Origin of the sequence: Ruminococcus sp. MCC718, assembly GCF_018783905.1 — a bacterium.
GTDB lineage: Bacteria > Bacillota > Clostridia > Lachnospirales > Lachnospiraceae > Hominisplanchenecus > Hominisplanchenecus faecis.
The window spans coordinates 15227-28339 of record NZ_WQNP01000150.1 but is presented as its reverse complement, the minus strand read 5'-3'; the positions used below and the strand labels follow the sequence as shown (position 1 = coordinate 28339).

Annotated in this window: 8 protein-coding genes; 5 read left to right on the top strand and 3 right to left on the bottom strand. The window is 37.4% G+C overall.

The window, feature by feature from the left end; genetic code table 11:
• Window positions 1–325 precede the first annotated feature (325 nt).
• Window positions 326–4378 carry an alpha-L-fucosidase gene (locus tag GPK60_RS12220; RefSeq protein WP_173866479.1) on the top strand — a complete coding sequence of 1351 codons (4053 nt, stop codon included), beginning with the start codon at window positions 326–328 and terminating at the stop codon, window positions 4376–4378.
• A 107-nt stretch (window positions 4379–4485) separates the two neighbouring features.
• Here GPK60_RS12220 and GPK60_RS12215 read toward each other — a convergent pair whose 3' ends face one another.
• Window positions 4486–5400: an Rpn family recombination-promoting nuclease/putative transposase gene (locus GPK60_RS12215; RefSeq protein ID WP_215660361.1), complete on the bottom strand. Its 915-nt coding sequence runs from the start codon at window positions 5398–5400 to the stop codon at window positions 4486–4488.
• Window positions 5401–5798: 398 nt separating this feature from the next.
• Here GPK60_RS12215 and GPK60_RS12210 point away from each other — a divergent pair, with 398 nt between their 5' ends.
• From GPK60_RS12210 to GPK60_RS12195, 4 genes are read left to right on the top strand one after another with little or no spacing between them, the layout of a single operon-like run.
• A complete protein-coding gene (locus GPK60_RS12210) occupies window positions 5799–7331 on the top strand; it encodes a glycosyltransferase family 39 protein (RefSeq protein WP_215660359.1) in 1533 nt (510 codons plus the stop codon).
• A 19-nt stretch (window positions 7332–7350) separates the two neighbouring features.
• Window positions 7351–8334 carry a glycosyltransferase family 2 protein gene (locus tag GPK60_RS12205; protein ID WP_215660356.1) on the top strand — a complete coding sequence of 328 codons (984 nt, stop codon included), beginning with the start codon at window positions 7351–7353 and terminating at the stop codon, window positions 8332–8334.
• Complete coding sequence (locus tag GPK60_RS12200; RefSeq protein WP_215660354.1) at window positions 8322–9512, top strand: hypothetical protein; 1191 nt, start codon at window positions 8322–8324, stop codon at window positions 9510–9512. The genes GPK60_RS12205 and GPK60_RS12200 overlap by 13 nt, the downstream gene beginning before the upstream one ends.
• Window positions 9505–10590 carry an NAD(P)-dependent oxidoreductase gene (locus GPK60_RS12195; RefSeq protein WP_173898435.1) on the top strand — a complete coding sequence of 362 codons (1086 nt, stop codon included), beginning with the start codon at window positions 9505–9507 and terminating at the stop codon, window positions 10588–10590. The genes GPK60_RS12200 and GPK60_RS12195 overlap by 8 nt, the downstream gene beginning before the upstream one ends.
• Window positions 10591–10661: 71 nt before the next feature.
• Here GPK60_RS12195 and GPK60_RS12190 read toward each other — a convergent pair whose 3' ends face one another.
• A complete protein-coding gene (locus tag GPK60_RS12190) occupies window positions 10662–11738 on the bottom strand; it encodes an acyltransferase family protein (protein ID WP_215660351.1) in 1077 nt (358 codons plus the stop codon).
• 22 nt (window positions 11739–11760) lie between these two features.
• Window positions 11761–13008, bottom strand: coding sequence for a hypothetical protein (locus GPK60_RS12185; protein WP_215660348.1), 1248 nt, complete (start codon window positions 13006–13008; stop codon window positions 11761–11763).
• Between the last annotated feature and the right edge of the window lie 105 nt (window positions 13009–13113).

Genomic DNA, 13113 nt, shown 5'->3' with positions numbered 1-13113 from the left:
GATTGGAACAGGATAGACAAAAGATGCTTATGCTCCACTTTTTTGCTCATAGCGGAGTGGGGCATGAAGCCATAAAACCATAAAACCACTCCTGTGTCATCCATAATTTTGGAAATTTGCCCTTGGCATCATATAAAATAGAAAATTACAGGGCAAATCGTATAAAAGAAAAAAGAAACAGGAAGCTGATTATTGGAAGGATAGATAAAAAATATTCCGGTAATCAGCTTTTTTTAGTAAATAGTAATTGAAAAAAAGCACATGAGATGTTAATATGAACTGGACATAATTAATTTTTTGTATAAGCAAATTAAGGAGGGCTTTTATGAAAAGATGGAAACAGTATTTGTCTGTTATGACAGCAGCTGCAGTGGTTATTTCCGGACCGGCAGTACCGATGAGTCAGGTATTTGCAGCAGATGCTCAGATGGTAACAGATGCAGATTTAAATGACACGACGGTGGCAGAGCCTGCAGCATGGGGAGCAACACCGAATGATGAACAGCTTTGGTACATGAAACAGGGGACAGCAGCATTCTGTCATTTCGGACCGAATACATTTAATAACGTTGAGTGGGGCGAAAAGTATGGAGAGACTGCTCCGGTAAATCTTTTTACTCTGACGAAAGATTTTGATGCAGAATCTCTTGTAAAAGCGGTAAAAGAAGCTGGATTCAGCCGTCTGATCCTCACAGCAAAACACCATGATGGATTTTGTCTGTGGTCAAGTGAGTATACGGATTATGATATAGCAAGTACAAACTATAAAAACGGCAAAGGAGATATTCTGGAAGAAATCTCAGATGCATGTACCAAGTATAATCTGGATATGGGCTGTTATCTTTCACCATGGGATATCTATGAAGATAAATATGGATGTTTCGGCGATAACAACAATAAGAAAAACAACCATAATAAAGGAAGTGAGAAAGGAACTTTCACGGATTACAATAAACTGTATGTAGCATGGATCAATGAAATCTGTCAGGCAAAAAAAGCAGATGGAAGCTATAAATATGGCAATAATAATCCAAAACGCCGTTCTGACCGTTTTGTAGAATGGTGGATGGATGGAGCACAGGGAAGTGCAAGTAATAGACAGACATACGACTGGAAAGCAATCCTGGGTGCTATCAGAGAGAATAATCCGCACTGTCAGGTATTTGGAACAGGTAAAGCGGTAAATGGTAAGAACGGTGCTGAAGATAAAGCACTGGCAGGAACGGGTGGTATCCACTGGATTGGAAACGAATCAGGCTGGGCATCTAATGAAACATGGGCAAAGATCAATATTGGTGAAGACTATGAGGAATTACCAAAATCCGATGGAGCTTATATTGGTGTGAGCGAAGGTGTACAGTGGTCTGTACCGGAAGTTGACACGAAAATGTTGGCAGGATGGTTCTGGAGAGATTCAGCAGGAGACAGTACGACAAAATCAGAAAAAGATCTTGCAGATATTTATTTCCGTACCGTGGGACGAGGTGCAACTTTACTTATGAATCTGTCTCCAAATAAAGAGGGTAAGGTAGGAGAAACACAGTTAAACCGTTTTAAAGAGTTTGGAAGCAACATTCAGGAAACCTTTGATGAGGACTTTACCAAAGAAGAAGGTGTAACAGCAAGTGCAACTTCTGTATGGGGAAATTCCAAAGAATTTTCGGCAAGTAAAGTAATTGATACGATTCCGGAAGGTCAGACATATGATGAAACATACTGGGCACCGGAAGATGGTAAGACAACAGGAAGTCTGGAGATTAATCTGAATGGTATTAAGAAATTCGATGTTGTTTCTATCGAGGAATATATCCAGAAAGGACAGACGATTTCTTCTTTCACAGTAGAATATAAAGACGTAACAGGAAGATGGCATGATTTCGGAAAAGGAGCTACGATTTCTGCAAAGCGTCTGTGCCGCAGTGAAGCAGTAGAAGGAACCGCAGTACGTATCAATATCACAGGGGCAAAAGCAACACCGAAGATCTGTAATGTAGGCGTATACAAAGCAGCAAAAGGATTCGAAGTAGAATCATCAGGAAGTACGGTACTTCCGACTAACCTGAAAAAGATAGGAATCAGTAAGGCAACAAGAGAAGGTAACTGGACATTCGAAGCAGATGAAGATGGTGCAGCACAGGGTTCTGCATGGGGAAATGCAGGTGTAACAGCCAGCTTTAAATTTACAGGAACAAAAGCATGGGTTATTGGAACAGCTGATCCAAATCATGGAAACATGGACGTTTACATTGATGGAACAAAAGTTGATACGGTAAGTACAAAACAGGCTTCAAGAAAAATGGGAGCCCTGCTGTATACGACGAAAGAACTTGCATATGGAGAGCATACCATCAAACTTGTGGGAACTTCACAGGCACTTGGTATCAGTAAGATCTGGTATGCAGATGGTTCCGGTATCTTCAGTATGAAACAAAAAGAATGTGATTTGCTGTATGGCGGAACATATGATGTTGAAATTACACGTACTGCAGGTTCACATGGAAAAGTTACTGTTGGATATTCAACACAGTCAGCAGGGGCAGAACAAGGAGTAAACTATATCAACCTGACAGGAACCGTAACGTTTGAAGATGGAGAAACATCAAAGACAATTACTCTGACAGGACTGGAGAATGACAGAAGTGCTGATGGAAAAGACTTTTATTTCACATTGATGCAGGCAGAAAATTCAGAAGCATCTTTCGATACAGACAGTTATACACATGTAACATTGTATCATCCAAATGTAGATAAAATAATGGAAAGAGCAGAAGAAATCAATCTTGCAGACTATGAAGCAACAAGTGCAAATGCATTCCAGAGTGCAGTTTCCACATTGAAGGATCTGTTATTCGATGAAAAGGCAACGGATGAACAGAAGAAAACGGCCCTGAATACACTTGTAAAAGCTAAGAATGAACTTGTTTCAACAGGCAGCACAGGAATGGTTCTTCCAACAGCAGGAGAAGAAACAGAAGTAGAGGCAGAGGACTTTACACTGAAGCCGTTAAATGGAGATTCTACCAACCATGTACATGTAGTGGAACGATCTGAAGCAAGTGGCGGAAAAGTGGTCGACTGGTTTATGAATGGAGATACTATTTCCATGAACTTCTATGCTCCGGCAGCAGGACAGTATAAAGTGAAGGCTACTTATCAGAGTGGACGTACAGAGGCAGGCGGAAATCCAAATGTATTTTCATGGAAGGGTACTAATGTAGAGAGTGGAAGTCTGGATGTATATGGAGAAGCCGGTGCAACACAGGTACATACTGCAGAATTTACCATTAATGTAACAAAAAAAGGTCATGGCACTTTAGTTTTTGAAGGAACAGAAAAAGAAGGACCAAGAATTGATAAATTCGTATTCTCAAAAGAAAGTAAAGAAGCAACAGGCATTCAGATCAATAAACAGAAAATGAGCCTGAGCAAAAAAGATCAGACAGAAAGAATCTACGTAAAAGTAAATCCGGAGGATAGTGCAAACCAGAATGTAACATTTACGACTTCGGATAGCAAAGTAGCTACAGTAGATGAAAAAGGAAATGTAAAGGCAGTTGCAAACGGAACCGCTGTGATTACAGTAACCACTAAAGATGGAAAGCACAGTGCTTCCTGTGAGGTTACGGTATTTATCGAACAGCAGGTTATTGATGAACTGATTACAAAAATCAATGATGAACTTACTGCTTTAAAAGACAAGAAGGAAAGTGATTATACACCAGAATCTTGGAAAGAGTATAAGAAAGCTCTGGAAGCAGCTACAAACGCAGCAAAAGATGAAAAGGCAACGAAAGCAGACTTAGAGAAGGTACTTGAAAATCTGCAGGCAGCAGCAGCTAAACTTCAGAAAAAAGCACCTGAGTCAGAAACACCGTCAACCGATAAACAGCCAGAGACACCGTCAACGGATAAAAAGCCGGAAACTCCTTCAACCGATTCTAAAAATCCAACTGTTGGAACAGAAGCGAAGGTAGGAAAAGGTATCTATCGCGTAACAAACGCAAAGAAAAAGACAGTAGTTCTGGTAAAACCGCGTAAAACCAACAATACAAGCTTTAACGTACCAAAGAGCGTAAAACTGGCAAACGGAAGATACAAAGTTGTTGGAATTGAAAAGAATGCATTTAAGAATAACAGAAAACTGAAGAAAGTTGTCATCGGAAGTCAGGTAACAAAGATCGGTGCAAATGCATTCAGCGGAGCTAAAAATCTGAAGACTATTACAATCAAATCCAAATCTCTGAAGAGCGTTGGAAAGAATGCATTCAAGGGAATCCATAAGAACTGCAAGATTAAAGTTCCGGCTAAGAAATTAAACAGCTACAAGAAACTTCTGAGTAAAAAAGGTCAGAAAAACAGCGTAAAGATTACAAAATAAACCAGAATCGAGAGTATCAATTCTGAAATAAAAGAGTAGTCTAAAAGAGTTGCCACAAAGGTGAAAAAACACCGGAGTGGCAGCTCTTTTAATATATGAGATAAAAATTATACATTCAGTGTTTCTGGAAGTTCGGCGATTTCACGTGCTTCTTTTTCTGAAAATCCCTTTTCGATAAGGCGTTTATATACGCGAACTTTTTCAGCGTGGATACCGGCAGTTTTACCGAGTTCAATTCCCTGCTCAATTCCCTGCTCAATTCCCTGCTTAATTCCTTCTCCAATACCTTGCTTCAAGCCTTTTTCAATGCCCATTTTTTCAAGTCTTTCTGCTACGTCACACATACTTCGAACCCCTTTCTTTTCCTGAAATATTGTCAGATAACGTTCATCACCGGTCATGACCTGAAGAAGTTTCAGTACTTCATCCACATGGCGAATTTCTGTCGGATCATCCGGGATATAGTTTTTATTTTTTCTTTTCTGAACAAAGAAATTTGCTACGATTTTAAAATCACTGTGGAAGCGGTCAATCTCTGCTTCTGTGAGCCATGCAATTTCAAATACTTTCATTTCATAATCATTGATATAATCGTTCAGTTCTTCTGGAATTTTCATCAATCCTTTGATATTCTTTTTGCCATACCAGTGACGGTTTGTACCAAAGTACAATACAATTGTCATAACTGGCAGGATTTCTTTACGTTCTTCTAATAACTGACTGCGATATGAAGCACCATCATAACCTATAATACGGAATGGCATATTTTTTTCTACAATGCTTTGATTTTCAATTCCACAGATTGCAAGCTCTACTTTTTTGTCTTTCCAGTATTTTGCAACATCCCTCTCCAGTTCATGAACTTTTCCATCCTCTGCTTTATATTGAGAATGAACCTGAGTATTTTCCAGAGATTCCGGTAAGATTCGCTGTTCTCCGTTGAAAATCAGTCCGTTTATAATATCTGCAAATACATCATTATAATCTTCCAGGATTTTTTCTGTAATATCCGTTTGTCCCATAGGCTGCTCCTTTTCTTTTGTTAAGTGATAAGTGAGTTCACCTGACACAGAACAACTTGAATATAAAAATTTTTCTTATGAGACAGATAAAAATACAGTTTCTTCAAGCCGCCTGTGCAGGTATTTGATTTTGTTGGATTTTCCTGCCGAACGGCAATGAAAGTCAGATTAAAAAATGAAATAAAAATTGTTTGTGCTTATTATAAATGAATAAGTGATGCTTGTCAATCTTTTTGAATACTTTTGGAAGAAAATTGGAAATATCAAAAAGAGCAGAAAAAACTTTTCAAAAATGAAAAGGATAATGGAGTAAAAATAATTTATAAACTGTGAGCTTTAAAAAGCAAAAAAAGTAAGGTATAATACAAAAGAAATATAATAAAATCGGAGGAGAAAAAGTGAAAAAGTTTACTTATCAGGCAACGCAAAAATTGTATGCACTTATAGTTGGAATAATATTTTTGTTGATATTATTTGGACAATGGTGCAGCTATAGAATGAAAAAGGGATTTTTGGTTCCCAATATTGTAATTTTAGTGGGATTCATTTTAGTTGGGTTGGTTATATATTGCTGGAGATATAAAGAAAATAGAAAGCAAAAAGAAGCCAGAACATGGAACTATGATTTAGTTGTAAAAATTTCTTTAATAGTATTGTTTGTTATTCAAATTTTTATTGCATATAATATAGTTTTTGAACCTGGATGGGATGCGGGAGCAATTTATAACAGTGCAAAAATATTTGTAAGCGGAAATAGGGCAGATGTTGTTAAAAGATATTCATTTTCTATGTACCCCAATAATTTACTGTTGTTGTTTATAGAGTCAGCTATTATTTCTTTCAGTAATTTATTTGCCAATGAGAATGAAATTGTACAGTTAATGGTTTTTGCTGTTCTTAATTCCATGATAAACGTTGCTGCGTGCTATTTGACATATAAAAGTGCAAATCTTATTTTTAAGAAAAAAATTGCATTTGCTGCCTTTATATTAGCTGTTTTGAATTTTGGACTATCTCCGTGGAATGTAATTTTTTATTCAGATTCATTAGGATTGATTTTTCCAGTACTGACCTTTTATTTGTTTATGAAACCAAATAAAACGGAAAAAATGGATTGGATTTCAAAGATTATTGCGGTGATTGTAGGCTGCATTGGATATAATATCAAGCCACAATGTTTTATTATGTTGATAGCATTGTTTATCATCCGGTTCTTCAGCTATTTAAAAGACAAGAAAAAACTTCTTCAGATTGTAATTTTGGCAGGATGTTTTATTCTTTCACTAATAACGATAAAAGCAAGTGTTAACATGATTTGTGAAAGAAGTAAAATTGTTCTGGATTCAAGCCAGACATTTGGAATGTCCCATTTTCTGATGATGGGAAATAATGAAGAAGGGGGAGGTGTTTATTCAGAGGATGATGTGACATATTCAAAATCTTTTGCAACACCACAGGAAAGAAAAAAAGCAAATATACAAAGAACTTTTGAAAGAATGAAAGATATGGGAATAGCAGGTTATCTTCGATTTTTAGCAAAAAAGATGCTTACTGTCTATAATGATGGTACTTATGCATGGGGCGGAGAAGGAAACTTTTTTATGGTTGTTTTTCCGCAGCCTGATAATCATATAGCTGTCTTTCTAAGAAATATATATTATGCAGATCACAAATATTATGATATCTATGTAACAGTAATGCAGAGTATCTGGGTTTTTGTGCTGGGTGCGGCTGCTGTTTCGGGATTGGGAAAAGAAAATCGGCAGGAGATTATAGTGCTGATGCTTTCCATTGCAGGACTGACCTTATTTGAAGTTCTTTTCGAAGCGAGAGCCAGATATCTGTATACATATGCTCCGGTATTTTGTATTTTAGCAGCAATTGGAATAGAAAAATTAAACAGTGAGATAAAGAAGAAAAGCAGATTGTAAAAGCATTTGAGGAGAAAAAATGAAACCAAGATTATATATGATAATACCTTGTTACAATGAAGAAAAAGTGCTTCCTATTACATCAGAAATGTTTCTGGAAGAGCTGAATTTATTGATCACAAAAGATAAAATAAGTGAAAACAGCAGAATTTTGTTTGTGAATGATGGAAGTAAAGATAAAACATGGGATTTGATTAAGGAACTTTCGGAGAAAGACGAACATTTCATCGGGATTTGTCAGAGCCGAAACAGAGGACATCAAAATGCTGTTCTGGCAGGAATGATGGAAGCAAAGGATGTTGCGGACATTACTATTTCAATTGATTGTGACGGACAAGATGATATAGCTGCTATGGAAGCGATGGTGGATCGTTATCATGAGGGCTGCGAAATTGTATATGGTGTAAGAAGCAATCGTGATACAGATACATTTTTTAAGAGATTTACGGCTCAGACTTTTTATAAGCTATTAAATAAACTTGGGGGAGAGATTGTGTACAATCATGCAGATTATCGACTGGTTTCAGCCAGAGTATTAAAGGAATTTGCAAATTTTAAAGAAGTCAATCTATTCTTGCGGGGTATGATTCCACTGGTAGGATTTAAAAGTACGAGCGTTTATTATGAAAGGCACGAAAGACTTGCCGGAGAATCTCATTATCCGATTTCAAAAATGCTTGCACTGGCGTTTGATGGAATTACAAGTTTGAGTGTAAAACCGATTCGCTTGATTGCAGGGTTTGGACTTGGAGTTTCTGCCTTAAGTTTTATAGGAATTATCTGGGCGGTTGTTGCAACAATTTTAGGAAGAACCGTAGCCGGATGGTCCAGTACGGTATGTATCGTATGCTTTATGGGAGGAATACAGCTGATTTGTCTTGGGGTATTAGGAGAATACATCGGAAAAATTTATATGGAGGTAAAAGCAAGACCTCGATACATTATCAGTGAACGCACATGGGAGACAAATGAAAAGGCGGAGGAAAAGAAATGTTCAAAATAGAAAGAAAAATTGTAGAATTTGTGGAACGAAATGTTAATATATTATTTATGCTGGCAATTACAGGTCTGGCAATTGTTGTACGTTATGCGGGAAGAGATTTTGTTTCCGGTGACATGACATGGTTTTTTCTGGGATGGTTTCAAAAAATAGCGGATAACGGAGGCATCCATAGTTTAAAAAATCAGGTTGGAGATTACAATATATTATATCAGACAATAGTAGCGTTATTTACATATATAGGAGACAAGAGCATTTATTACTATAAAATATTATCGATTTTCTTTGATTTTTGCATGGCAATATCAGCAGCTATATTTGCATGCGAATTGAGCAAAAAAGAAAAAAACGATAAAGTATTTTTTGTTACGTTTGCAGTAGTGATCATGTTGCCGACCGTTATTCTTAATTCTGCTTACTGGGGACAATGCGATTCTATTTATACGACGTTTATCATTCTTACATTACTGTATTTGTATAAGGGAAAATATCACAGTGCATTTGTTTTTTTAGGTATTGCATTTGCGTTTAAAATGCAGACAATATTTATTTTTCCATTTATTATATGTTTCTATATTTATAAAAAACAATTTAGCATATTTGAACTTCTTATTACCGTGTTCACCTTCTGGATATCTGGAATATGTGCTTTTGTCCAGGGACGGAGCTTACTTGATCCGTTTAGAATTTATGCGAATCAGACAGGTACATTCCAGTATATGCATGTGAATTTTCCGAGTTTTTGGATGTTTGTAGGAAATGATTATGAATGGCTGAAAACGGCAGCAATCGTTATGGCGGCAAGCATATGTGGCATGGGATTGTATATTATTATGAAAAGAAAGTTAGATTGTAGTCGTCCTGAAAATTTTGTATGTATTGCGAGCTGGTTTATCTGGACTTGTGTATTGTTTTTACCGGCAATGCATGAAAGATATGCATATCCGTTGGAAATACTTTTGGTTATACTTACTTGCATCAATAAAGACTATTTAAAATATTCTTCGGTGGCAATATTATTTAGTTTATTTACTTATGGAAATTATCTGTTTTCAAATGGGGGACTTGACAAGTATATAGTAATTATTTATGCAGGATGTTATTTACATTTTACATATACAATTCTAAAAAAGAACAGTAAGGCGGCTACAGTAACAGACAAGGAGATGCAAAATGAATAATAAAATTTTACAGGAAAGTGCAGACGATTCTATTTTACAGGAAGACCTGGATCGTATTTCAGAGAGTGATATTCCATTGGAAGAGCTGAAGGGCAAGACAGTTCTGGTAACAGGGGCGACCGGGCTGATTGGTTCTCTGCTGGTAAAAGCATTGCAGTGTTGTAATCGGAGAAAAGAGGCCGGCATCAAAATTCTGGCACTTGTGCGTAATCAGGAGAAGGCAGAAAAACTTTTCGGTGAGCTGTTAAAGAGAGAGGATTTAAAGTTGGTGATCGGAGATATTACGATGCCGGTTGAAGTGGATGATAAGATTGATCATATCATCCACTGTGCGAGTATTACAACTTCAAAGGTTATGATCAGCAGACCGGTGGATGTGATTCGAACATCCCTTAACGGAACGGAGAATCTTCTGGAACTTGCAAAGGAAAAACAGGTCAGAAGCATGGTTTATGTTTCTTCGATGGAGATGTATGGGGCATTAAATTTACAGAATGATCAGATGGTAACAGAGGAAATGACGGGCTATTTAAATCCGCTGGCATTACGCAGCAATTATCCGGAAAGCAAGCGTATGTGTGAGAACATGTGTGTTGCCTATGGAACGCAGTATGAAGTTCCGGTGAAGATCGCAAGGCTGGCACAGACGTTTGGTGCAGGAGTATTGCCGGGAGAAAACCGTGTTTTTGCACAGTTTGCAAGAAGTGCCATGAAGGGCAGTGATATTGTACTTCATACAGAAGGAAAATCCGAAGGAAATTATTGCTATACGGCGGATGCAGTACGGGCATTGCTGACCATTCTGGTTAAAGGCGAAAATATGCAGGCCTATAATGTGGTGAATGAGAAATCGCATATTACGATTGCAGATATGGCAAAATTTGTTGCAGAGAAGATTGCAGAAAAGCCGATAGAAGTTGTATTTGATATTCCAAAGGAAAATAAATTTGGATATGCCAGTGATACAAAAATGCATCTGGCTGCCACCAGATTGATGGCACTTGGATGGCAGCCGGAAACAGATCTGGAAGAATCCTATCGAAGACTGATTGCAAGCATGAAAAACAGAAATGTTTAAAAATATTTTTACAGATTTGGCAGTAAATGATTCGACTTGTCTGAAATGGTTACACAGCGGCCCATAATCGTTCAGACATCAAAATATCGGTCAAGCTTACTTAAGGATTTGCGTATGTGAAGTAACTGAAACAGTTTGCTTCGAACCGCATCTACACAGCAGCCAACAACAAAAATGGCAAGGATAATTCCGAAAAAGAATAAGAGCATTTTTGAAACAGAACCATTTGTGATAAAAGCAAAACGGTCTGTCATAACATAACTGCGGACAAGAGGATGATCATGCAACAGATAGACACCGAAAGAAAGAGGTGATATCAGCATGATCATTTTTTTGACGGACTCGGAAAAGTTCATGCTGCCGAAAATGAGGAGCAATGATATGGCCGCCAGTACAATAAAAGGTGATGTATAGTGAATCAAAAAAGAAGAATCCAGAGTAAATCCGCTGATCGAAAATTTTTCAACAAGAATTTTGCTGCTCCATGTAATTAAAATGCAGAAAAAATATAAGATAAAGTATTTTTTCTTTTTAGAGTGAGAGACCAGATTCAGTTTTTTGATGCACGCACCGAGAAGATACATCAGTGTGAGCCAGAAAACACTGTATCCGTCGCCCATATAAAAAACATCCTGCTGCGGTGTAAAAGTCTGTGAAATGGTCGGAACCACAGAAAATACGACAAGAGTAAAATAGAATAAAGTTTTTATCTGCTTTTCGGAGAGATTCCGAAACATCTGATTGATGAATGGGGAGAGAAAAAACACTCCTGCATAAGCAGTAAAATACCAGTATTCTTTTCGGGTGACCGGAAAGAGTGCTTGTATCCAGCCGGATGTATTTCTGCTTTCCGGAAGCAGAAAAAAGAAAACGGTGTTGATCAGGATTCCATAAAATAAGACCTGAAGCCAAAGAATCAGAATGTTTGAAATCTTAAAATGAGAATCAACACTGACAAATCCGGATATCATAGCGTAAGTATTTACAGCACCGAAGGCAATCACTTCCAGCAGCCACGCAATCTGATAATGTACCGATAAAAAAGAAACAGAACGTAAAATACCGCCATGCCCCAGAGTGTGGAGCATGACGATCATAATCATAGAAATCATTCGAAGAAAATCAATACCATAATTTCGTGTTTTCATAAGTCTTTTCCTTTTAAAGAAATCAATCCTGAATCTTGTCAACAGTAATATTTGGAAAAAGTGCATACCCGACAGAGAGACTGTTCGGATTGCAGTAAGGAATCTTGTTATTTCCATTGAAGGTTCCTGAGCAGGTGATCTTCTTATCCAGATAGGAAACATAGTCTTTCATTTTCATGGATAATGAATAGATATGTCCTGTGCCCTCTTCAGATAACAGCATAACCAGATTGTTTGACTCGGCATCAGCATTTTCATATACAACTTTGCCGGTTACGGAAACTTTTGAGTCAGCATAATAAAGAGGATATTTGCAGATTTCTCTGTAATCTTTCGTCAGGTGCATCGGATCAGCGGTGGTGTCATCGTCTTCAATCTCCCCACAGATCGTGGTAAATTCCGGAAGAGAATCAAGAGCTTCGACATCTGTAACGGATACCAGATCGCTGTATTGTTTCATGGTATCTTCTGAAATAATCCAGTCCTTAAAGGAATCAAATGACTTTTTGTAACCGAGCAGGCGGTGATATAAAATGGTAGAGCTGTCCGAAATCTCGGACAAACCATTATAAACGCCGTAAATTTTTATCCTGTCACCTACGGAAAGATTTGGAATACATGGAGTAGCAAATTTATCTGTTTTTAATGTTACTGCACGAAACAGATAAGGATTGCCGGCATCATCTTTGATCTTGAAATAGGCATATTTTGTGCTTTCGTAGATTTCCTGAACTTCACCTTCAACCTCAATTGGATGATCAACGTGATCGTAAGGATTTTCTGTTAATTCTGTATAAGGTATAGACCGGGCATTTGCTTTCCATTCTGAGATTGGAGTACAAAGATAAAACCAGTCTACAGATGCTGCTTTGGAATCGGCAGAATAGGATTTAATTTTTTTGTATGGTTTTCCGGCAATGGCAGAATATTTCAAAAAAATGCCGTCAGGGTCTGTTTCTTTTATTTTTCCTGAAATCAGACCGTCTTTGTACTGAACTTCTGCTGATTCTCCATCTTTGTAAGAAATGACACAGTCACCGGAAAAAGCATCGTCATCCCATCTTCCTTCTATCTGAAGAAAATCAGCGGATTTACCGGCAGGAGTGAAAATAGCTTCTCCGGCATCAGCATTCTTCGTAACGGTTCCATAATATACTTTATTAAAAACATTTACATTTACGAACTGCTCGTTTTTACTGTCTGCTGCACTGGTGTGAAACGAACATACACCGGCTAAAACCAGCAGGCAGGCAATCGCTTTTTTTAACATTATAGATCGCTCCTCTCTTCTGAGTATTTTACTAATAAAAAGGAAATCAGTCAAATATTACTTCTGTTTTTGAAGGAATCATAATTCACTCACATTTATATTATT